The organism is Nocardia bhagyanarayanae, from assembly GCF_006716565.1.
Taxonomy (GTDB): domain Bacteria; phylum Actinomycetota; class Actinomycetes; order Mycobacteriales; family Mycobacteriaceae; genus Nocardia; species Nocardia bhagyanarayanae.
In genome coordinates, this window is sequence record NZ_VFPG01000002.1 from 601,709 (window position 1) to 624,068 (window position 22,360).

19 protein-coding genes are annotated in these 22,360 nt (G+C 68.1%); 8 read left to right on the forward strand and 11 right to left on the reverse strand.

All coding sequences use genetic code 11. The features are described from left to right. Positions 1-13 precede the first annotated feature (13 nt). A complete protein-coding gene (gene panB / locus FB390_RS29555) occupies positions 14-871 on the reverse strand; it encodes a 3-methyl-2-oxobutanoate hydroxymethyltransferase (RefSeq protein ID WP_141812496.1) in 858 nt (285 codons plus the stop codon). A gap of 290 nt (positions 872-1,161) precedes the next feature. On the opposite strand from panB, the gene FB390_RS29560 reads away from it, so the two are divergent. From FB390_RS29560 to FB390_RS29570, 3 genes are all read left to right on the forward strand, one after another. Then, the gene (locus FB390_RS29560; protein ID WP_141812497.1) at positions 1,162-2,691 is read left to right on the forward strand and encodes an alpha/beta hydrolase; all 1,530 of its coding nucleotides are present in this window, start codon (positions 1,162-1,164) and stop codon (positions 2,689-2,691) included. A gap of 305 nt (positions 2,692-2,996) precedes the next feature. After that, a complete protein-coding gene (locus FB390_RS29565) occupies positions 2,997-4,337 on the forward strand; it encodes a glutamine synthetase family protein (protein ID WP_141812498.1) in 1,341 nt (446 codons plus the stop codon). A gap of 35 nt (positions 4,338-4,372) precedes the next feature. After that, on the forward strand, positions 4,373-7,384 hold the full coding sequence (locus FB390_RS29570; RefSeq protein WP_141812499.1) for a bifunctional [glutamine synthetase] adenylyltransferase/[glutamine synthetase]-adenylyl-L-tyrosine phosphorylase: 3,012 nt from the start codon (positions 4,373-4,375) through the stop codon (positions 7,382-7,384). 6 nt (positions 7,385-7,390) lie between these two features. On the opposite strand, the gene FB390_RS29575 is transcribed toward FB390_RS29570, so the two are convergent. Beyond that, positions 7,391-7,663, reverse strand: a complete 273-nt coding sequence (locus FB390_RS29575; RefSeq protein WP_141812500.1) for an HPr family phosphocarrier protein — start codon at positions 7,661-7,663, stop codon at positions 7,391-7,393. Positions 7,664-7,774: 111 nt separating this feature from the next. Between FB390_RS29575 and FB390_RS29580 the strand changes: the two genes are divergently transcribed. Next, positions 7,775-8,716, forward strand: a complete 942-nt coding sequence (locus FB390_RS29580) for an endonuclease/exonuclease/phosphatase family protein (RefSeq protein WP_246124456.1) — start codon at positions 7,775-7,777, stop codon at positions 8,714-8,716. Positions 8,717-8,852: 136 nt separating this feature from the next. Next, positions 8,853-10,307 carry a neutral zinc metallopeptidase gene (locus tag FB390_RS29585; protein ID WP_141812502.1) on the forward strand — a complete coding sequence of 485 codons (1,455 nt, stop codon included), beginning with the start codon at positions 8,853-8,855 and terminating at the stop codon, positions 10,305-10,307. A gap of 21 nt (positions 10,308-10,328) precedes the next feature. On the opposite strand, the gene FB390_RS29590 is transcribed toward FB390_RS29585, so the two are convergent. From FB390_RS29590 to FB390_RS29605, 4 genes are all read right to left on the reverse strand, one after another. Beyond that, positions 10,329-10,796, reverse strand: a complete 468-nt coding sequence (locus FB390_RS29590; RefSeq protein WP_141812503.1) for a 6,7-dimethyl-8-ribityllumazine synthase — start codon at positions 10,794-10,796, stop codon at positions 10,329-10,331. A gap of 9 nt (positions 10,797-10,805) precedes the next feature. Next, positions 10,806-11,645: an alpha/beta hydrolase gene (locus tag FB390_RS29595; RefSeq protein WP_141812504.1), complete on the reverse strand. Its 840-nt coding sequence runs from the start codon at positions 11,643-11,645 to the stop codon at positions 10,806-10,808. Next, a complete protein-coding gene (locus FB390_RS29600) occupies positions 11,642-13,018 on the reverse strand; it encodes a M20/M25/M40 family metallo-hydrolase (protein WP_141812505.1) in 1,377 nt (458 codons plus the stop codon). The genes FB390_RS29595 and FB390_RS29600 overlap by 4 nt, the downstream gene beginning before the upstream one ends. A 136-nt stretch (positions 13,019-13,154) precedes the next feature. Next, positions 13,155-14,804 (reverse strand): CocE/NonD family hydrolase, encoded by a 1,650-nt coding sequence (locus FB390_RS29605; protein WP_246124459.1) that lies wholly within the window; start codon positions 14,802-14,804, stop codon positions 13,155-13,157. A gap of 193 nt (positions 14,805-14,997) precedes the next feature. On the opposite strand from FB390_RS29605, the gene FB390_RS29610 reads away from it, so the two are divergent. Continuing rightward, positions 14,998-15,438 carry a TY-Chap domain-containing protein gene (locus FB390_RS29610; protein WP_141812506.1) on the forward strand — a complete coding sequence of 147 codons (441 nt, stop codon included), beginning with the start codon at positions 14,998-15,000 and terminating at the stop codon, positions 15,436-15,438. A gap of 51 nt (positions 15,439-15,489) precedes the next feature. On the opposite strand, the gene FB390_RS29615 is transcribed toward FB390_RS29610, so the two are convergent. Next, positions 15,490-16,380 (reverse strand): tyrosine-protein phosphatase, encoded by an 891-nt coding sequence (locus tag FB390_RS29615; protein ID WP_141812507.1) that lies wholly within the window; start codon positions 16,378-16,380, stop codon positions 15,490-15,492. A gap of 235 nt (positions 16,381-16,615) precedes the next feature. Further along, the gene (locus FB390_RS29620; RefSeq protein ID WP_141812508.1) at positions 16,616-17,083 is read right to left on the reverse strand and encodes an SCO4402 family protein; all 468 of its coding nucleotides are present in this window, start codon (positions 17,081-17,083) and stop codon (positions 16,616-16,618) included. A gap of 294 nt (positions 17,084-17,377) precedes the next feature. Here FB390_RS29620 and FB390_RS29625 point away from each other — a divergent pair, with 294 nt between their 5' ends. Next, positions 17,378-17,728 carry a hypothetical protein gene (locus tag FB390_RS29625; protein ID WP_141812509.1) on the forward strand — a complete coding sequence of 117 codons (351 nt, stop codon included), beginning with the start codon at positions 17,378-17,380 and terminating at the stop codon, positions 17,726-17,728. 221 nt (positions 17,729-17,949) lie between these two features. Here the strand turns inward: FB390_RS29625 and glnA are convergent, their stop codons facing one another. After that, positions 17,950-19,386 (reverse strand): type I glutamate--ammonia ligase, encoded by a 1,437-nt coding sequence (gene glnA, locus FB390_RS29630; RefSeq protein ID WP_141812510.1) that lies wholly within the window; start codon positions 19,384-19,386, stop codon positions 17,950-17,952. Between the two features lie 320 nt (positions 19,387-19,706). On the opposite strand from glnA, the gene FB390_RS29635 reads away from it, so the two are divergent. Next, complete coding sequence (locus FB390_RS29635) at positions 19,707-20,159, forward strand: RDD family protein (protein ID WP_141812511.1); 453 nt, start codon at positions 19,707-19,709, stop codon at positions 20,157-20,159. A 415-nt stretch (positions 20,160-20,574) separates the two neighbouring features. On the opposite strand, the gene FB390_RS29640 is transcribed toward FB390_RS29635, so the two are convergent. Next, positions 20,575-21,126: a dihydrofolate reductase family protein gene (locus tag FB390_RS29640; RefSeq protein WP_141812512.1), complete on the reverse strand. Its 552-nt coding sequence runs from the start codon at positions 21,124-21,126 to the stop codon at positions 20,575-20,577. A gap of 208 nt (positions 21,127-21,334) precedes the next feature. Then, the gene (locus FB390_RS29645; protein WP_141812513.1) at positions 21,335-22,201 is read right to left on the reverse strand and encodes an alpha/beta fold hydrolase; all 867 of its coding nucleotides are present in this window, start codon (positions 22,199-22,201) and stop codon (positions 21,335-21,337) included. Positions 22,202-22,360 lie beyond the last annotated feature (159 nt).

A 22,360-nucleotide genomic window follows, 5' to 3' on the forward strand; every position in this document is an offset into this window, starting at 1 on the left:
CTGGTTCGGTCGATCAGAAGCTGTGCTCGGGTCCAGGGAACGTGCCGCGGCGCACCTCGTCGGCGTAAGCCGCTGCCGCCGAGCGCAATTGGTCGCCGACCTCGGCGAAGCGCTTGACGAACTTGGCGGTCTTGCCGCTGGTGTAGCCCGCCATGTCCTGCCAGACCAGCACCTGGGCGTCGCAGTCGGCGCCCGCGCCGATGCCGACGGTCGGGATGGTCAGCTTGCGGGTGACCTGCCCGGCCAGCTCGGCGGGAACCATCTCCATCACCACGGAGAACGCGCCCGCCTCCTGCACCGCGATGGCGTCGGCGATGAGCTGCTCGGCGCCGTCGCCGCGGCCCTGCACCCGGAAACCACCGAGGGTGTTGACGCTCTGCGGCGTGAAGCCGATGTGCGCCATCACCGGGATGCCCGCGGCGGTGATCAGCGCGATCTGCTCGGCGACTCGCTCGCCGCCCTCGAGCTTCACCGCGTGCGCACCGCCCTCCTTCATGAACCGCGTCGCCGTCGCCAGCGCCTGCTGCGGGGAGGACTCGTAGGTGCCGAACGGCAGATCGGCCACCACCAACGCGTGCGGCGCGCCGCGCACCACGCCGCGCACCAGCGGGATCAGCTCGTCCACGGTGATGGGCACCGTGGTGTCGTAGCCGTACACCACGTTGGCGGCCGAGTCGCCGACCAGCAGTACGGGAATGCCCGCCTCTTCGAACAGGCGGGCGGAGGAGTAGTCGTAGGCGGTGAGCATCGCCCAGCGCTCACCGGCGGCCTTCATCTGCTGAAGGTGGGGGACACGCGTCTTGCGCCGCGCCTTCTTGGTCTCGGTCTGAGCCGCGCCGTAGGCAGGGGTTTCCGCATCGGATACGGACATCATCGTCCCTTTCGTGTTGTCGCCTCGAGGCCCTGGCCGGGTCCCCGGGTTTCCTGACGCTTTCAGTGTGCCACCCGTCTCGGCGCTCGCTTAAGGGCGTCGTCCGGTGCGATTGGTCACAGGGCAGTGCGGTGGTCTCGGCGCTGATGGCCGCTGTTCACGAGGGCCGGTCCGCAGGGCTTTGCCGTGTCTTCGCTCGCGGTGCGCGAGGACAGATCTGCGAGGCCTGACGAGGGGCCGGGCGGATGGGGGAGGAACCATTCGGCAACCCCTCCTGGCAGGATCGAAGTATGGGATTGCGTGGGCGTGGTGTGCTGGTGGCGGCGGTGCTGACCATGGTCGCGGCCGGGTGCGCGACCGAGCGGGCGCAGCCGCAGGGGCCGTTGCCCGCACCGGCGGCCGGGTTGGAGCGGTTCTACCAGCAGACGCCGCAGTGGGAGGAGTGCGTCGGGTTCGCGGGGCCCGATGACCGCTTTCCGCCGAACGCGCAGTGCACGCGGATCACGGTGCCGGTCGATTATGCGGACCCGGCGGGGCCGACGGCGCAGGTCGCGCTGAGCAGGGTGCCCGCATCGGGGGCGAAGATCGGTTCGCTGCTGATGAATCCGGGCGGACCCGGCGTGTCGGGGTTGTCGATGGCGAGCCTTGCGAATCGGACGCCGCTGTCGGAGCGCTTCGACCGGGTCGGGTTCGATCCGCGCGGAGTCGGCGCGTCGACGCCCGCGATCGCGTGCCTGACGCCGCAGGAGGCCGACGCCGAACGTGCCGAGCGCCCCGAGGACAACACGCCCGAGGGCATCGCGGCCGCGGAGGCGGAGAACAAGGAGTACGCGGACAAATGCGTCGAGCGCACCGGTGACGAGCTGCTCGCGCACGTCGGCACCCGCGAGGTGGTCCAGGACATGGACGTGATCAGGGCGGTGCTCGGCGACCCGAAGCTGAGCTACCTGGGCTATTCGTACGGCACCAAGCTCGGCTCGCTGTACGCGGAGAAGTTCCCGGACCGGGTGCGGGCGCTGGTGCTGGACGGCGCCGTCGACTCCTCGCAGGATCCGGTCCAGGAGTCGCTGCGCCAGGCGGCGGGCTTCCAGACCGCGTTCGACGCCTACGCCCAGGCCTGCGCGACGGAACCGGACTGCCCGCTCGGCACCGACCCGGCCCAGGCCGTGGCACGGTTCCGCGACCTGGTGAACCCGCTGTGGGACAAGCCCGCCGAGACCACCGACCCGCGCGGCCTCAGCTACAACGACGCCATGACCGGCGTCACCCAGACGCTGTACTCCGACGACCTGTGGCAGGTGCTGACCCTCGGCCTGGACGAACTGCGCGACGGCCGCGGCGACACCCTCCTGCAACTGGCCGACATGTACGACGGCCGCCGCGACGACGGCACCTACAACAACACCCAGGACGCCTTCAACGCCATCCGCTGCGTCGACGATCCGCGGGTCACCGATCCGGCGGTGGCGGGCCGTCAGGACACCGAGTACCGCAAGGCCGCGCCGTTCCTCGACGACGGACGCGGCACCGGCCAGGCCCCGCTGGAACTGTGCTCGAGCTGGCCGGTGCCCAACAGCGGCAACCCGCACCGGATCGCCGTCGAAGGTCTGCCGAAGGTCGTGGTGGTGTCGACGACCGATGACCCGGCCACGCCGTACCAGGCGGGCGTCGACCTGGCCACCCAGCTGGACGCCGCGCTGATCACCTTCAACGGCAACCGCCACACCGCCGCGCTGGTGGCGGGCAACCAGTGCCTGGACGCAGCCGTGATCGCCTACCTGGTCGATTTGAAGGTCCCCGCGCCCGGACTCACCTGCTGACGTCAAGTCGACTTGCCGCCACTGCGGTGCCCGGTCGGCAGCCGCGTCGAAGTCGTCGTGGATGTGCGCTGCGAAAGGGAATCGATGGCCATACTCTTCCGTCCGCATCCGCAGACGTTGTCGCGACAGCACTTCCGAAACGATCAGCGGTGAACGTTCCAGCGAACGTCGAATCGGGGAGGACTGCTCACCGACCGGTCCGCACTTCGGTGAACTTCGTTCCGAATAGCCCCTCGCAGACCCGAAACGCAATCCTGAGGTCGTACGTAACACGGATTTAACGCCAGGTGCTTACGCTCGCGGACATGGATCGCCAGAAGGAATTCGTGCTGCGGACGCTCGAAGAGCGGGACATCCGCTTCGTGCGTCTCTGGTTCACCGACGTCTTGGGCTACCTGAAGTCCGTCGCCATCGCTCCCGCCGAGCTCGAGGGCGCCTTCGAGGAGGGTATCGGCTTCGACGGCTCGGCCATCGAGGGCTTCGCCCGGGTGTCGGAGGCCGACATGGTCGCGCGCCCGGATCCTTCCACCTTCCAGGTGCTGCCCTGGGCCACCAGCAAGGGCCACCAGCACTCCGCGCGCATGTTCTGCGACATCACCATGCCCGACGGTTCCCCGTCCTGGGCCGACCCGCGCCACGTGCTGCGGCGGCAGCTGAACAAGGCGGGCGATGTCGGGTTCAGCTGCTACGTGCACCCGGAGATCGAGTTCTTCCTGCTCGAGAACGGTCCGCAGGACGGAACTCCGCCGCGGCCCGCCGACAGCGGCGGCTTCTTCGACCAGGCGGTGCACGACTCCGCCCCCAACTTCCGACGCCACGCGATCGACGCGCTGGAATCGATGGGCATCTCGGTGGAGTTCAGCCACCACGAGGGCGCGCCCGGTCAGCAGGAGATCGACCTGCGCTACGCCGACGCGCTGTCCATGGCCGACAACGTCATGACCTTCCGCTACCTGATCAAGGAAGTGGCCATCGACGAGGGCGTGCGCGCCACCTTCATGCCCAAGCCGTTCGCGCAGTACCCGGGCTCGGCGATGCACACGCACATGAGCCTGTTCGAGGGCGAGAACAACGCGTTCGCCGACCCGGACGACCCGATCAACCTCTCCGAGACCGCCCGCGCGTTCATCGCGGGCATCCTGGAGCACGCGCCCGAGATCAGCGCGATCACCAACCAGTGGGTGAACTCCTACAAGCGGCTCATTCACGGCGGCGAGGCCCCGACGGCCGCTTCCTGGGGCCGGTCGAACCGCTCCGCGCTGGTGCGCGTGCCGATGTACACGCCGAACAAGTTGTCCTCGCGGCGCGTCGAGATCCGCAGCCCAGATTCCGCCTGCAACCCCTACCTGGCGTTCGCGGTGCTGCTCGCCGCGGGTATGCGCGGCATCGAGAAGGGCTACACGCTGCCGCCGGAGGCCGAGGACGACGTGTGGGCGCTGACCACCGCCGAGCGCCGCGCGATGGGCTTCCGCGAGCTGCCGGGCACCCTCGACGAGGCGCTGCAGGCGATGGAGCGCTCGGAGCTGGTCGCCGAAACCCTCGGCGAGCACGTCTTCGACTTCTTCCTGCGCAACAAGCGGCGGGAGTGGGCCGACTACCGCAGCCAGGTGACCCCGTTCGAGCTGAAGGAGTACCTCGGACTGTGACGTAGACGGGCCGCCGGGCCATGTAGTTTAAGACTATGGTCCGGCCACCGTCTGCGCGCTCCGCTGTTCCCGGTGTCGGTCGGCTCGGATTGCTCGAGCCGACGGCCGCAGCCTCGCTGCGCGAATTGGGCTGGGACAACGTCGAAAGTATTCCGGTCCTCTGGTCGTTGTCCAGGGCGCCCGACGCCGACCTGGCGCTGAGCACCCTGATGCGCCTCCGTGAGGGGCTCGGAAACGATTGGGCTGTATTGGATTCCGCGCTGCGCACCGATAAGTCCTTGCGCGGCAGGCTGTTCGCGCTGCTCGGCTCGTCGAGCGCCTTCGGCGACCACATGGTGGCCGAGCCCGCCTCGTGGCAGTTGCTGCGCCGCCCGGAGCTGCCGAAGCGCGACGAGGTCCTCGCGGATCTGCTCGACGCCGTCGACGCGGTGCCCGAGGAAGGGCCGAACGCAGGCCCCATGCTGTTTCGAGCGGGGATCGCCGGGCCCGAAGCGGTGGCGCTGCTGCGCAGGCGCTACCGAGACCAGCTGATGCTGCTGGCCGCGCTGGATCTGGCGGCCACCGTCGAGAACGAGCCGGTGCTGCCGTATCAGACCGTCGGCAGGCATCTCACCGATCTGGCCGATGCGGCGCTCACCGCGGCGCTCGCGGTCGCGGTCGCGCGGGTATGCAAGAACGGGCCGTGCCCGGTCCGGCTCGCCGTGATCGCGATGGGCAAAAGCGGTGCGTGCGAACTGAATTACGTCAGCGACGTGGACGTGGTGTTCGTCGCCGAACCCGCCGACGCCACCGCGACCCGGCTGGCCGCCGAGATGATGAGCGTGGGCAGTCTGGCCTTCTTCGAGGTGGACGCGGCGCTTCGCCCGGAGGGCAAGCAGGGCGCGCTGGTGCGCACCCTGGAATCGCATATCGCCTACTACAAGCGGTGGGCGCGCACCTGGGAGTTCCAGGCGCTGTTGAAGAACCGGCCGATGACCGGCGACCTCGAACTCGGGCATCAGTACCGGGACGAGGTGATGCCGATGGTCTGGACCGCTTCGGAGCGACCCGATTTCGTCGCCGACGTGCAGGCGATGCGCCGCCGCGTGGAAGACCTGGTGCCCGCCGACCTGCGCGAGCGCGAACTGAAGCTCGGCCACGGCAGCCTGCGCGATGTCGAATTCGCCGTCCAGCTCCTGCAATTGGTGCACGGCCGGGTGGACGAGTCGTTGCACGTGCAGGGCACCGTCGAGGCGTTGACGGCGCTCGCCGCGGGCGGTTACGTCGGCAGGGACGACGCCGCCAACCTCACCGCCTCCTACGAATTCCTGCGCCTGCTCGAGCATCGCCTCCAGTTGCAGCGGCTCAAGCGCACCCACACGCTGCCCGCGGCCGACGACGAGGAGGGCATGCGCTGGCTGGCCCGCGCCGCGCACATCCGTCCCGACGGCAGGCAGGACGCGGTCGGCGTGCTGGCCTCCGAGATCCGCCGAAACGCCGTGCGGGTGCGGCGGTTACACGCGAAGCTGTTCTACCGTCCGCTGCTGGACGCGGTCGCGCGGATGGACTCCGACGCGCTGCGGCTGAGCCCGGACGCGGCCATCCGGCAGCTGGCCGCGCTCGGCTACGCGGCGCCGGAGAACGCCCTCGGCCACCTCAAGGCGCTCACCGGCGGGGTCTCCCGCAAGGGGCGCATCCAGGCACTGCTGCTGCCCACCCTGCTCGAATGGCTCGGTGACACACCGAATCCCGACGCGGGCCTGCTCGCCTACCGCCGGGTGTCGGAAGGGCTCGACGACCAGATCTGGTTCCTGCGCGAACTGCGCGACGAGGGCGCGATCGCGCAGCGGCTGATGATCGTGCTCGGCTCCTCGGAATACCTGCCCGATCTGCTGATCAACGCGCCGGAAACGATCCGCATGTACGCCGACGGTCCCGGCGGGTCGCTGCTGCTCGGACCGCAGCCGGAGGACGTCGCGCGCGGCATTCTCAACGCGGCGACCCGGTACGAGGACCCGAAACGCGCTGTGGCGGCGGCCCGTTCGCTGCGCCGCCACGAACTGGCGAGGGTCGCGTCGGCGGATCTGCTCGGCATGCTCGAGGTGCCGGAGGTGTGCCATGCCCTGTCGTCGGTGTGGGTCGCGGTGCTGGAAGCATCGCTGGCGGCGGTGATCCGAGCGAGTGAGGCGGAGACCGGCGCGCCGGCGCCCGCCGATTTCGCGGTGATCGGCATGGGCAGGCTCGGCGGCATGGAACTGGGTTACGGCTCGGATGCCGACGTGCTGTTCGTCTGCGATCCGCGTCCGGGCGAGGACGAGACCAAGGCCGTCAAATGGGCCATCGGCGTCGCCGAAAAGGTGCAGCGCATGCTCGGCGCGCCGAGCACCGACCCGCCGCTGCACGTCGACGCGGGCCTGCGACCGGAGGGCCGCAACGGCGCCTTGGTGCGCACCCTCGCCGCCTATCGCGCCTACTACGAGCAGTGGGCGCAGCCGTGGGAGGTGCAAGCGCTGCTGCGCGCCCACCAGATCGCGGGCGATCAGGACCTCGGGTTGCGGTTCCTGCACGTCATCGACAAGGTGCGCTACCCGGTGGGCGGCGTCTCGGCCGAGGCGGTGCGCGAGATCCGCCGGATCAAGGCCAGGGTCGACTCCGAACGCCTGCCCCGCGGCGCCAACCCGGCGACGCACACCAAGCTGGGTCGCGGCGGTCTGGCCGACATCGAATGGACCGTGCAGCTCATGCAGCTGCGCCACGCCCACGAGGTGCCCGCGTTGCACAACACCTCCACGCTGCAATCGCTCGACGTCATCGAGGAGACCAAGCTGCTAGACGCCGAGGATGTGGCGCTGCTGCGCGACGCCTGGCTCACCGCGACCAAGGCCCGCAACGCGCTGGTCCTGGTGCGCGGCAAAGCCACCGATCAATTGCCGGGCCCCGGCCGTCTGCTCTCGGCGGTCGCGCGCGTGGCGGGGTGGCGCAACGACGACGGCAGCGAGTTCCTGGACCACTACATGCGGGTGACGCGGCGGGCGAAAGCGGTGGTCGAGCGAGTTTTCGGGGCGTGAGGCGGGTCAGTCGCCGACGTGCTGCATCCGGCAGACGAAATCGCGCAGCGCCTTCCGGTCCTCCTCCGGTCCCTGTCGTCCGCCCTCGACGGTCACCGTCACCCTGCTGCCCGCCGTCATCGGCAGCTCGTCCCATGCCACCGGCAGGACCAGCGCGTGCACGTCGCGCCCGCCGCAGCTGACGGTGATGCGCGAGGTGTAGCGGCCGGCGATGTCCGCGAGTTCCTGGGCTTCGTCGGCGGACAGCGGCCCGACGGCCGTGAATTCTTCGACGTACATCTACAGCCCCTTTCCGCGGAGATGATGCCGCCAGTGTAGGAATTGTGCGGATCCTGTGGCGTTATGCGGCGCGAAAGGTTTCTCCAGGAGAACCCGCCTAGGGTCGATCGCATGCGTGTATGGGTGAACCGGGTGCTGCTCGGTCTCGGGTGGTGTGCCCTCGTCGTCGGACTCGCCGGCATCGTTCTGTATTTCAGCACTTGGCAGCGGCGGTTGCCGGTGCTCGTCGCCTCCGGGGCGTCGTATCTGATGCTGGGTGCGGTGCTGGGACTGCTGCTGTTCGTCGTAGCGCGCGGGTGGCGCAGCGCGGCCGCCGCGGGCGTCGTCGTGGCCGGGGTGTTGTGGACGCAGCTGCCGCTGTTCGTGCCGGACGGGCGGGCGGCGAGCGGGCCGGAGATCCGGCTGCTCCAGTCGAATCTGCTGTTCGGCGGCGCCGACCTGCCCGTGGTGGTGCGGGAGGTGCGCGAGCGCCGCGTCGACGTGCTCACCGTCGAGGAGCTGACGCCCGAATCGGCGGCGCGGCTGACCACCGAACTGGCCGGCGACCTTCCGTACCACTACCTGGAACCCGGGAAATGGGGCGCGGGCAGCGGCATCTTCAGTCGGTATCCGTTGCGCGACACCAAGAAATACGACGGCTTCGTGATGGCCAACCTTTCGGCCACCATGGAGCACCCGCAGCGCGGCCCCGTCGCCGTCTACGCCTTCCACCCGATGCCGCCGCCGCTGGACTTCGCGGCGTGGAGCGCGGAGATGCGCCGCGTCCGCGAAATCCTCGACGCCCAAACAGGTCCGGCTGTCGTCGGCGCGGATTTCAATGCGACGCGGGATCATTCGGCCTTCCGCGACCTGGTGCGCGGCCGGTTCGATTCCGCCGCCGAGCTCGCCGGCGCGGGTCCGCTGCCCACCTATCCCACCGACCGGGCCTGGGGACCGGTGATCGGGATCGACCACATCCTGGTCGCGGGCGGCACCGCCGAGGAGATGGAGAGCCTGTCGATCCCGGGATCGGACCACCGCGCGGTGTTCGCGGTACTGCGGCTCGACGCCTGAACACCGGGCGCGCAACGTGATACGCGCGCACGGGAGTCAGCGATTACCATGTGAACGCTCGACCGGCGGTGTGGGTAGACCACCGTCCGGCGGCGGCGCGGGCGGGTGCCCGCGCAGGACCGGGGAGGAAGACCTGATGAGGACCAAACGGCTGCGGTTGGCCGCTATCGCGGTGCTGGTGGCGGTCGGCGCGACGCTCGCGGGCTGTGGGAGTTCGCAGACCACGACGAGCTCGGAGAACGCCGCCGCCATCGATCCGGACAACCCGTGGATGCTCGCGGGCGCGGCCACCAACACCGGCCCGAGCGGCCCGCGTCCCGGCGTCCCCGACGCGCCGCTGACCGCGGAGAACGGCGACGGGGGACCGGTCGACCAGCTCGCCCTCAATGCCATCGCCGACATCGAGGAGTTCTGGAAGGCCCAGTACGCCAAGACTTTTCCCGGCACCTTCAAGCCGGTGAACAAGTACATCTCCTGGGACGCCCGTGCCCCCAAGGACCAGTCGGTGAAGTTCTGCAAGACCGATACCCACAAGCTGGTCAACGCCGCCTATTGCGGGCTCGACCACACCATCGGCTGGGACCGCAGGGTGCTGCTTCCGCTGCTGGAGGACAAGTACGGTCCGATGTCGGTGGTGATGGTGCTCGCGCACGAGTACGGCCACGCCATCCAGGGTCAGGCCAAGATCGCCGGCCTGTTCACCGGCGCGCTGGTCAAGGAGCAGCAGGCCGACTGCCTGGCGGGTGTGTTCCTGCGGCACGTCGCCGAGGGCGATTCGCCGCACTTCACCATGAACATGACCGACGGTTTGGACGGCGTGCTCGGCGCCACCATCGCCGTGCGCGACACCGATCCCAGCGACCCGGACAACGTGCACGGTTCGGCGTTCGAGCGGGTGACCGCCGTGCAGCTCGGTTACACCGACGGCGCGGAGGCGTGCAAGAAGATCGACAGGAAGGAGATCGAGCAGCGCCGCGGCGGTCTGCCGGTGACCTTCGAGGTCGACGACGAGGAGAGCCAGCAACTCCCGGTCGACCAGGCCTCGCTGACCAGCGTCGGCCAGGCGCTGCTGAAGAACTTCCCGATCGCCGACGCGCCGCAGTTCGACTACTCCGGCGTGGTCCGCAACTGCTCCAAGGTCACCACCACCGAACCGGTGTCGTACTGCCCGAGCTCGAACAAGATCGGCACCGATATTCCGGAACTGGCCGAGCGCGGCGGTCCGCTCGACGGTGACGACGAGCCGTTGTCGGCCGTCGTGCAGGGCGATTACAACGCCTTCGTGGTGTTCGTCTCCCGCTACATGCTCGCCGTCCAGCAGGACCGCAAGCTTTCGCTGACCGGCGCGGAGACCGCGGGCCTGCGCACCGCCTGCCTCAGCGGCGCGTTCACCACCAAGCTGAGCGAGCCGACCAGCGATCCGCGCCTGTCGGCGAACGACCTCGACGAGGCCGTCTCCGGCCTGCTCGCCGACGGGCTCGCCGCCGCCGACGTAGACGGCAAGGTCGTCAAGAGCGGCTACCAGCGGCTCGAGGCGTTCCGAACCGGCGTGCTGGACGGCGAGCAGGCCTGCATGACCAAGTTCAAGTGAGCCGGTCCGCCGCGGCCGGACCTATCCGGCCGCGGCGGGCAGCGCGCGCAGCGAGCTGAGCGTGGTCGCCAGTGCGCGGGCGGCCTCGGCGCCCTTGGTCACGAAGTGCCCGGTGAAGTAGTCGACGTGCTCGCTGTGCTCGTGGAAGTGGTGCGGGGTGAGCACCACCGAGAAGACCGGCACGTCGGTGTCCAGCTGCACCCGCATCAGCCCGTCGATCACGGCCGAGGCCACGAAATCGTGGCGGTAGATGCCGCCGTCGACCACCAGCGCGGCGGCCACGATCGCCGAGTACTTGCCGGTCTGCGCGAGCCGCTTGGCGTGCAGCGGAATCTCGAACGCGCCTGGCACCTCGAAGACATCGATGGTGGCCGGGTCGAAGCCGAGATCGGTGTACTCGGTGGTGAAGCCCTCCAGGGCCTTGCCGACGATCGAGCTGTGCCAGGTGGCGCGGACGAACGCGACGGATCCGGTCGGTGTGGTTCCCATGACCGGATCTTACGGCTGAGTAACGTGCGCCTCCAGCCATGCCACCACATCGATGAGCACCCGATCTTGCTCCGGCTCGTTGAAGACCTCGTGGTAGAGCCCTTCGTAGCGGATCACGGTCAGGTCCTTCGATCCTGCCTCGCGCTCGATCAGATCAGAACTCGACGGCGCGGCGAGGGCGTCGGCGGTGCCGTGCAGCACCAGCAGCGGGACGGTGATCTTGTCCAGCCGCCGCTTGACCGTGGTGGTCGCGTTCAGGATCTCGGTCCCCGTGCGCGCGGGCAGCTTCCCGCGGTAGACCAGCGGGTCGGCGTCATAGGCCGCGACCACCGCTGGGTCGCGACTGATCATCGACGAATCCAGTTTCAGCACACCGAGATTCGGCGTCAGCTTGGACAGCACCGGCGCCAGTAGCCGCTGCACCGGGTTGCCGACCTCGATGTCCAGCGGCGGCGCGGAGAGCACGATGCCCGCCACGTCGATCGGCGCGCGAGTGGCCAGGTAGAGCACGATCAGGCTGCCCATCGAGTGCGCGAGCAGGAACTTCGGCACGCCGGGGTGCTCGCGGGCGGCGATGTCGAGCATGCCCTCCACGTTGTCGGCTGAGCCCTCCATCGAGCCGATGTTCGCCTTGCTGCCCGCCGACTTGCCGTGGCCGAGGTGGTCGAGCGCGTAGACCGCGAAACCCGCTTCGGCCAACCGCTTCCCGACATGGCCGTAGCGGCCGGAATGCTCGGCGATGCCGTGCACCAGCACGATCACGGCCTTGGTCGTGGTCTCGGGAAGCCAAGCGCGCCAAGCGATCCGGCTGCCCGTGCCTTCGAAATCGCCATCCTCGGTGCGGGTCACCTGCGTTCCTCTCGGGTCGATTCGTGCGCGAGTTCCTCGATCAGCCGTCGATTGAACTCGATGAGCCGAGCGTAGTTCACCCGGGAGATGCGCTCGTCCGTTCCGTGGATTGTCGCCAGGTCGGCCTGGGTCAGCACGATCGGCGCGAAGTTGCACCGGGTGGCGGCGAGGTCGTCGTAGTGGCGTGAGTCGGTGGCGCCGGGCACCAGACCGGTGGTGACCGCGATGCCGGGAACGATGTGCTCGGCGAGCCGGGCGATCACTTCGAACGCGGGGCCCGGCGCGGTGGTCCGCGACGGTTCCGACGACATCCCGACCAGCTCGAGCTGCACGCCGGGATCACGAATCACCTTGCGGCAGTGGTCGAGCACCCCGGCCACCGAATCGCCTGGCAGGATGCGGAAATTGACCAGCGCCTCGGCGCGCTGGGGCAGCACGTTCGCCTTCACGCCGCCGCTGATCACCGTCGGTGCGGTGGTGGTGCGCACCAGCGCCTCGGTCTGCGGGCGGGCGGCCATGATCCGGGTGATCATCGGTCCCGCGAGCCCGGCGATCCCGAGCAGCCGCCTGCGCGTCTCCGGCATCGCCGCGCGCAGGCGGGACAGCATGTCGGCGATCACCGGCGTCAGCCGCAACGGCATGGGATGGTCCTGGACCCGTCCCACCGCCCTGGCGATCCGGCCGACGGCGGTCTGCCTGCCCGGCATCGAAGAATGCCCGCCCGTCTCCTGGACCCGCAGTCGCACGGTGGCATAGCCCTTCTCGCCCAGCATGATCGAGGCCACCGGCCGGTCGACGCCGTCGGCGACGCCCTCGGTGATCACACCGCCCTCGTCCAGCAGCAGGTCCGCCCGCACCCCGAGCCGCCGCAGGTGCTCCGCCATCCGGACGGCGCCTTCGTCGCCGAAAACCTCCTCGTCGTGCCCGAACGCGAGGTAGACGGTGTGCCGGGGTCGCAGACCCGCGGCCAGCGCGGCTTCCACCGCCTCCAGGATGGCGATCAGCCTGCTCTTGTCGTCGATGGCGCCGCGACCCCAGACGAACTCCTCGTCCACGACGCCGTCGAAGGGCGGGTGCGTCCAGCGGCGCGCGTCGTCGACCGGCACCACGTCCTGGTGGGCGAGCAGGATCGCGGACACCCGATCCGGCTCCGCGCCCGGCCAGCGGTAGAGCCTGCTGTGGCCGAACAGTTCGAGCTCCAGTTCGGCGTGCACCAGCGGAAACGAGCGCTCCAGGTGCGCGGCGAGCTGCGCGAAGGCTTCGTCGGCGGCGCCGGTCGAGTCCTCGGTGGAGACCGTGGCGCAGCGTAAGGCCGCGGCGAGCCGCTCGGCGACGCGGTCGTCGACCCCGGCGGGTGTGGTTTCCGGTGTCATCGGGCACCGGTGGGGTTCGTGAGCATCACTGCATTCTTCAACACTCGGAGCGGGATGGGAGACCGGACGGTCGGTGCGGTCGGCACGGAGAGGTCCGGGTGGCTGCGCGACCGCCACCGATCCAGCGCGCCTCACGTCACCGTGTCACGGGCAGGTCGACGGCGGTCGCAGGGTTGTTCAAGAGGCCCGGGTCGATCGGGAAGCTCTTCTCCACGCGCCACCTGGCGTGCCAGTCGGGGGTGCCGCTAGGGAGATCGGGGCTGCGCGGCGTGGTCAGCACCGGGAGTTCGAGGCGCGCGGAATGCACGGTGACGACGGCGTTGCTCGGTGCGTGCGACCACACGTCGTCGATCACGTCGGTGATCTTCGCGCCGAGCCGGTGCCCGGCGGCCAGCGGCCAGTCCTGGGCGAGCAGCCGGAGGTCGGTGTCCGGGCGCACCGGGGAGATGCCGCGGGTGATGATGGTCGCGCGGCCGTCGGGGGCGATGTCGTAGAGTTCGACGGTCACCGTGGCGGATTCGGGCCCCGCGAGCTGGAGCTTCGCCGTCGCCACGCCCGACACGTGGGTTGGTTCCGCCAAAGGTTGTGAGACCGACCAGATCTCGCGGTCGCGGCCCGGAAGTAGCCCGCGGTCGGTGTAGGAGCCGGTTCGCAGCTGCACCGTGATGCCCTCGGAATCCGCAGGCGGCCAGGCGGTTTCGGAGCGCCAGCCGCCGTCGAACTGGTTGACTCGCACCCGAGGGCCTGGGACCTCGGTGTCCTTGCCCGCGACGTGCCGGTCGAAGAACGCCATGAGCTCGGCGTCGAAAAACGGTGTGCCGCATTTCTCGTGACAATCGGTGTGACCCCACTGGCCGAACCAGGCACGGTGTTCGCCGGAGCCGAGACCTTGCCACATCTCGAAGACGCGATCCGCCCGTGTGTTGCCGTCGAGGAAGCCCTGGGCGACGAACAGCGGAATGGTGTTGCCGCGCAAGTCGTCGACCAGGTCGCGCTCGATCCATCCGGGATTGGCGGCATTGTGGTCGGTGGTGAGGTCGACATAGCGTTCGGCGCAGCCCGGCGGCATGCTCACGGCGTTGGCCTGGTATTCGGGGGAGTCGCCCCAGTGCGCGGGGGTCGACGCGATCGCGAGATGCTCCAGCCCGACCTGATCGGCGGGCCGGATACCGTTGTCCGTCACCGGTTTTCCGGAGAACTTCCAGGAGACGCCACGCATGTACAGGTAGGAGTACGGGTCGACCACCGGCGCGAACGCGGCCACCGCGGCGAGACCCTTCGGCTTGGCCGCCAGCGCCAGCATGCCCGTCCACGCCTCGTAGGAGGTGCCGGTCATGCCGACCCGTCCGGTCGACCACGGCTGGGCGGCGGCCCATTCCACCGCGGTCACCACGTCCGATCGCTCGCCGGGCCCGCCGTAGTCCGGACAGCCGTTCGAGCCGCCGAACCCGCGCAGATCGACGAGCACGTAGGTGTAGCCCGCGCGCAGCGCCTGCTCGACCGGCAGGTTCTCGACCGACGGGCCGCCCTCCGGCAGCGGATGGGTCAGGTAGGCCAGGTGCGAGCGGTACGGACTCACCGTCAGCAGCACCGGCGTCTTGGTTTCGTCGGCGATGCCGGGCGGGCGCAGCACGTCGGCGTGCAGGCGGGTGCCGTCCGGGGCGGTCAAGTACGTCTGCCACCAGGTGAACGGGACACCGGGCTGTTCGGCCACGGCGGGCACAGCCATCCCGAGCACCAACGCCACCCCGGCTACCGCCCGCGCCACCACAGAACCCACTCGCACCAGAGGACTATCGTGCGTCACCTGGGTTGGCGTCCAGCCCCGGAATCTGGGGTGCGGCGGTGAGGCTTGTCGCCGAAGCGCATCAATCCCGCGAACCTTCCATCGCGCCACCGAGATTCGGTCTGGTGTCTCAGCCACGTCGGCGTATGATCGGGCTCCAGTGCGATCGACCGGGGGAAAGATGAGCGAGCCGGTGACCACGGATTGGGACCGATTCGTGCAGGCACTGGCCCGCTGTCTAGCCCAACTGCCCTCGCGCGCGACGCTGATCATTGCCGCGCCGGGCAACCGCTACGTCCAGTTCGTGCAGTACGACATCAAGCTGTCCGCCGAACTCGCGGGCAACCGCTATCTGGACCGGCCGATGTCGTCGGACGCCGAGCGCATGCTGCGCGAACTCGGCTGGCAGGAACCGGTTTCCCGCCGCGAGATCGACAACTGGCAGCGCAGCCTCTTCTGGCCGCTCGCCGACAAGGTGCTACTCGACTTCGCCCGATCCGTCGCCCTCGGCCTGCACCACGCCCTCGGCGTCCACGCGCCCACCGAACTGCGCGCCATGGGCTGGACCGAAGCCTCCGGCGACCTCGACCTCACCGTCCTCGGCCTCATTTCGAAACCCACCACGAACAACTGAACACCACCGAGCCCCCGCCACCCGTGTGGCGAGGGCTCGGGATCGGAGGTGTCAGCTGACGAGGTTCTTGCGCAGTTTCAGGATCGTGCCCGGATCGAGGCCGAGTCCCTGGGTGAGGAACTTGCCGAAATCGCCGTAGCTCTGCTCCATCTGCTGGATCGCGGTGTTCAGGTAGGCGTCGCGCACCTCCTGCAGCGGGATCAGCAGGTCCGGATTCTGCATCAGCCCAGCCTGTTTCACCTGCTCGCGCAGTTTGGCGTCGGCGGCGGCGCGGTACTGGTTGGACAGCAGGTAGTCCTGGCGCGCGGTGCTTTCCGGCACGCCGACCGCGCGCAGCACCACGTAGGTGAGCCAGCCGGTGCGGTCCTTGCCCGCCGTGCAGTGGTAGAGCGTGGCCCGGTCGGAGTTCGCCAGATCTCGGATGGTCTGCCCGAATGCGTTGCGGGAGGCCTCACTCAGGAAACTGCGGTACACCCCCGCCATGATCTGCTCGGCCCGACCGCCGCCGAGCAGCTCCTCCTGCTTCTGCGGATCTCGCGACTGGATCGCCTGCAACATCTGCTGGAACAGACCGGTGTCGTCGATCGGCCGCGCCACCGCCTGCACCCCCGCGGGCAACTTGTCCGGTCCGGCGAACTGCACCTCCGCCGGAGTCCGCAGATCCACGGCCGCACGGAGATTCAGCGTGCCGAGCTTCTGCACATCCGCCTCGGTCAACTTCTCCAGCGAATCGGCCCGAAACGCCTTGCCCGACTTGACCCTCGCCCCGTCATACGTCCGATATCCGCCGATATCCCGAACATTGACGGCCCCCTGCAATTCGATCCGCGTCGCCGACGCCTCCACCGTCGGCTCGGCCACCGCACTCGGCGGAAGGGGAGTGGAAACGAGGGCCAGCGCACTGAACGCTGCACCGATGAGAGCAATGAATGAAATCTTCATGCCGGGCGACACTAGAACGCGTTCTAAGGAACCTCTCAGCTTCCCGCACTCCCACCCACTCACCGGGATTTCCAACCCGCCCAACGGGATCCACTCTTCCCTGTCTGTCGTCGAATGAGCGAGTACCCGCGCAGTGTGGGGCGACGCTTAACGCTACCATACGGAAACATATTGCCCGGCCACAGGGCTCAACGATACGAACGAAATTGTCGAGTCTGACGGTAGGTAATCGGAGTTACACGTCGGCGGTTTCGATGCCGCCGTTGTTGGTTCGAGTCATCGCCGCAAGGGCAACGCGGGCAGCCGTCAAGACCGCGCCCCACCGTGGGTCACCGACATAAACCGAGTCAGGCGAATTCCCAAGATCGTCAAGAAGCGGTGACAACACTCGATCGAGCTTCGCGAGCGCGCCGAGCTCGTCGTTGTCGATCAATACAGTACCAATTCTCCGTCTGGGATCTGGAAGTACTGCGCAGTCGTCGTACAGGGTATGGATGCGCTGATCGAGATCGTCGTAGAAGCCCTCGTGCGGATACTGACGCTCCAGCCAAACCCGTTGCTGATACTCACGGTCGGCCAGGGCCCGGATGGCGGACAAAACATTTGCGCGCATCTCCGGGAATTGCACTTCGTTCATGGATGGTCCCAACTGCTCCACGGCGGGCATCACGCCCAGATTTGGGCCGCCGCCTGTAGTCACCATCCATCACCCCCGTTGACCATTCGGCCCAACCATAGCAGCACCGACGCCGCGGTAGAGGCCAAGCATCGCGCTATCAGCGCGATCCAGTCCGACACCTTCGTATGGTTGGCTTGGAAGGGATTGCGCCAGGCTATTTCCAATGACCAGTCGAGCGGCTGGTGCCACGTGAAGTGTCCGTCGCCGTGGTGGGCGATGCTGATGAGCTCCCGGCTGATCGTGGCGCTGCGGACCACCGCGCGCAGGCCCAGGGGCCAGACAGCCCAGAGCGGGTGAGCAAGTAGGGCGAGGGAGATAATGGAATTCAGCGAGCGGGGCCGCAGGACACGCGAAAAGCCCTGTAGAACAAAGGAACAGATCGACCGCCTGAACAAACTGAGCAAGGACTCCCGCAGTCTGCTGGAACAGCTTGCCGACCGGTTGCCGCCTGAAGCACTTGCTCAATATCGAACCTTCAGCGATGTTGGTGAGTGGGGTGAACTGGTCGACGGTCTTTGTGCCAGCCTCGTGAAGCGGCGGATCCCGGTTACCGCCGCAGAACGCGACAGTTTGGCCGAACTGATGGCGATGTTCGAGAACCGCGAAGATTACGCGTATCTCAGTGACCCCGAACGAGTCTTGCCGCAGCTTACTGTCGTCCCCATGTAAATCAGCTGCGGAGCGCCTCGAGCATGCGGCCAGATCGTCATCCGTGGATAGCGGTCCTTCCAGACTTTGCACACTTGCGGCCACAGCGCCGCGCTCGTCGGCAGTGGCGACGCGTGCGATCATCGACCGTTCCGTGCCATGCCGCATGAACACCCGGAAACGGGACGAGCCCTCCCGCACCGAAGTGCGGAAGGGCTCGAAACGCCTTGCCGTACGCCGACTTACACGTCGAAGTAGAGCTCGAACTCGTACGGGTGCGGACGCAGGTTCACCGGCGCGATCTCCTGGGTGCGCTTGATGTCGATCCAGGTCTCGATCAGGTCCGGGGTGAAGACGTTGCCCTCGGTGAGGTAGTCGTGGTCCTGCTCGAGGCGGTCGATGACCGAAGCCAGGCTGGTGGGGGCCTGCGGGATGTTCTTGGCCTCCTCCGGCGGGAGCTCGTAGAGGTCCTTGTCGACGGGGGCCAGCGGCTCGATCTTCTTCTTGATGCCGTCCAGGCCGGCCATCAGCATGGCGGCGAAGGCCAGGTACGGGTTGCCCGAGGAGTCCGGCGCGCGGAACTCGATGCGCTTGGCCTTCGGGTTGTTGCCGGTGACCGGGATGCGGACCGCGGCAGAGCGGTTGCGCTGCGAGTACACCAGGTTGATCGGGGCCTCGTAGCCCGGAACCAGACGGTGGTAGGAGTTCACGGTCGGGTTGGTGAACGCCAGCAGCGACGGCGCGTGGTGCAGGATGCCGCCGATGTAGTGACGCGCGATGTCCGACAGACCGCCGTAGCCGGCCTCGTCGTGGAACAGCGGCTTGCCGTCCTTCCACAGCGACTGGTGCACGTGCATGCCCGAGCCGTTGTCACCGAAGAGCGGCTTCGGCATGAAGGTGACGGTCTTGCCTTCCTGCCACGCGGTGTTCTTCACGATGTACTTGAACAGCTGCAGGTCGTCGGCAGCGTGCAGCAGGGTGTTGAAGCGGTAGTTGATCTCCGCCTGGCCCGCGGTGCCGACCTCGTGGTGGCCGCGCTCGAGCTCGAAGCCCGCGTTCTGCAGGTTGGTCGAGATCTTGTCGCGCAGGTCGACGTAGTGGTCGTACGGCGCGACCGGGAAGTAACCGCCCTTGTTGCGGACCTTGTAGCCGCGGTTCGGGGTGCCGTCGAGGTTGAACTCGGCGCCGGTGTTCCAGGAGCCGGAGATCGAGTCGATCTCGTAGAAGGCGCCGTTCATGTTCGACTCGTAACGGATCGAGTCGAAGATGTAGAACTCGGCCTCGGGACCGAAGTACGCGGTGTCGGCGATGCCGGTCGACCGCAGGTACTCCTCCGCCTTGCGCGCGATGTTGCGCGGGTCACGGGAGTAGGCCTCGCGGGTGAACGGGTCGTGGACGAAGAAGTTCAGGTTCAGCGTCTTGGCGGCGCGGAACGGGTCGATGCGCGCGGTGGTGTAGTCGGGGAGCAGGAGCATGTCCGACTCGTCGATCGACTGGAAGCCACGGACGGACGAACCGTCGAACGCTAGACCCTCTTCGGCGAGGTCGGCCGTGAAGGCCTTGGCCGGGATCGAGAAGTGCTGCTGCACACCGGGAAGATCGCTGAAGCGGATATCGACGTACTCGATGTCCTCTTCCTTGATGTACTGGATGACCTCATCGGCCGTGCTGAACGTCACTTGTTCTCCTTACGGATCGGTTCCCAGCCAGTGTCGATTGCATGGGTTCGTCGCGACCAGACGCTATGGATGCGGTGTTTCCCTACAGTCAAGGCTGTGTTTCGCCAGTGTTACACGTGCGCCTGGTCGAGTGGCGATGGCCACCCGGGCTCGACAAGCATGGTAGTCCTGCTGTTCGCGGCCTGTCCTGTGAGGCTGAACTCCCCTGCGCGCCGCCGGGCGGAATGCGGTCGCCGCATGTCAGGCGCTGTCGGACGCGGTTCGTCCGCAAACCTGCGCCGGGCCGAGGGCGGGCGAGGTGTCCGCCTATCCTGGAGGCCATGGCACGCATCACCGGATCCTGGCTTTCCGGACCTTCGGCGGACCCCGGTGACCCGGCTACGCCGGAGTTTCCCGGCGAACACCTCGGCCTGCCTCGCGACGGCGCGGGCTCGCTGGCTGGTATGGGCCGCCGGATCGCCGCGCTGTTCGTCGACTGGATGATCGCCGTCGGCGTCTCGGCGCTGATCGTGCGCGGTGTGAACGCCAACCTTCCGCTGCTCATCTGGTTCGTCATCGGCGTCGCCGCCGTCACGTTGTTCGGGTTCACGCCGGGGCAGTACTTCCTGCGGCTGCGGGTGGTGCGGATCGATGCGGCCGCCCCGGTCGGGTTCGTGCGGGCGTTGGCGAGGCAGGTGCTGCTGATTTTCGTGGTGCCCGCGTTGTTCACCGATGGTGACGGCCGCGGCATGCACGACCGGGCGACCGGGACCGCGCTGGTGAAGTCGCGCTGACGCGCCGGCGTCGGGTTTTCGTGCTGGCGGCGTCTGTCCTGTTCGCGTCCGACGGCGCGAAGGCTCTGCTTGGGGTGGCGGGCTGGCGCGGAAGTGGCGTGCTGGGCGGTGAGGGCTGACGCGCTGGGGTTGGCGCGCTGACGCTGAGGTTGACGCGTTGCCGCGGCATTTGGCGCGCTGGCGGTGAGGTCGGCACGTTGCCGCTGGGGTTGATGCGCTGGCACCCTGGACCCGCCGCGACGAACGGCTGTTCCCGGGCCGTCGCCAGCATCATCCGCACCGGCTGGCCACTGCTTCCGGCGCGACTCCGCTACTACCGCCGCGCCTGCGACGGTAGGGAGCGGGAGAAGGTGGCAGTCAGGAGCGCGTGAACGCGGCGGACTCGACGGAGCGGGGCAACTGCGGTCGAGCGGCCTCAGTCGACGGTGTAGCGCAGCATCACCGCGGTGTCGAAGTGCCTCGTCTCGGTCAATCGGAGCGGGATGCGCTTTTCCAGCGATGGGAACATCGGTGTGCCGCCGCCGAGGATGACGGGCAAGACGAACATCTGGTACTCGTCGACGAGCCCGTGTGGCAGCAGCGACGCGGCGAGGCTCGCACCGCCGACCTCGATGACGCCATCACCTCCGGCCTTGAGCCTGCGGACCTCCTCGACCACGTTCTCGCTGACCAGCGTGCTGTTCCAGTGGACCTCGGTGAGCGTCCGGGAGACGACGACCTTCGGCTTCTCCGTCCAGAGCCTGCTGAACTCCCGCTCGATGGGCGGCGCGTCCTCGGCGACGTGCGGCCAGTACTCGGCCATCAGCTCGTACAGGCGACGGCCGTGCAGCGAGATCTCGATATCGCGGTAGCGGTCGTTGTGGAATTGGTGCAGCTCGTCGTCCGGGTCGGTCCAGTCGATGCGGCCGTCGCGGTCGTTGATGTAGCCGTCCAGGGACACGCCGAACCCGTAGATCAGTTTCCTCATGACCGGGTAGACCTCCTAGGCGCTCGAAACTCATCGGCGCTGACCGGGCAATCAGCCGCGCGATCGCGCCGAGTGGCTACTGCCGAGTGTCCACCACTCCGCTGGACCGCCCCGCTTCGACCGGCCCTGCCGGGCCGGGCAGGTCGAAGCTTTCCCGGTGCGAGGCGTGCGGCCAACTCCGCACTAGAGGCGTGCGGCCAGCTCCGAACTACCGGACCGTGCGCCCGAGGAAGTCGCGGATCAGCCCGGCGATCTCGTCCCCGTGTGTCTCCAGCGCGAAGTGCCCCGCATCGAGGAGATGCAGTTCCGCGTCCGGCAGATCGCGGAGGTAGGCGCGGGCGCCGTCGGCCCCGAAGATCTCGTCGTGCTCGCCCCAGGTGATCAGCGTCGGCGGCCGGTGCTCGGCGAAGTACTTCTGGAAGGCGGGGTAGGCGTCCAGATTGAACTGGTAGTCCCAGAAGAGCTGGAGCTGGATCTCCTTGTTGCCGGGACGGTCGAGGTAGGACTGGTCCAGGGTCCAGGTGTCGGGGCTGACGCGATCGCGCCGGTCCTCGGGCACCCCGTGCAGGTACTGCCATTCGGTGGCCTCGAGTTCGAGCAGCTTGCGGACCTCGGTCTCGTTGGCGGCCCGGTCCTTGGCGTGCGCGAACAGGACCTCCCAGAACGGCGTGAACCCCTCGAGGTAGGCATTGCCGCTCTGGCTGATGATCGCGGTGACCCGCTCGGGGTGGCGGCTCGCGATGCGCAATCCGATCGGTGCGCCGTAGTCCTGGATGTATAGGGCGAAGCGGTCGACGCCGAGGGCGTCGAGGAGTTCGGCGGTGATCTCGGTGAGTTTGTCGAAGCTGTAGTCGAATTCGTCGACGCGCGGCATGGACGACCGGCCGAAGCCGATGTGGTCGGGCGCGATGAGGTGGTAGGCGTCCGCGAGGTCGCGCAGCAGGTTGCGGAACATGGCCGAGCTGGTGGGGAACCCGTGCAGCAAGACGAGCGTGGGGTTCGCGGGGTCGCCCGCCTCGCGGTAGAAGACGGTGACGTCCTGGATCTGGGCGGTCCGGTGGTGCACGACGGTCATTGCTCTCTCCTCGAAGTCGATGGCGAACGGTCTCTAACCGCTCAATCAACTTTGAACAGTTAGACGCGACCGCCGTGTTCCCGTTCCGGGAAAGGTTTTTCGATGTTCTCGTCGGCAGGCCGCCTGATCAGGCATGACCCGGAAACGACGAAGGCCCGT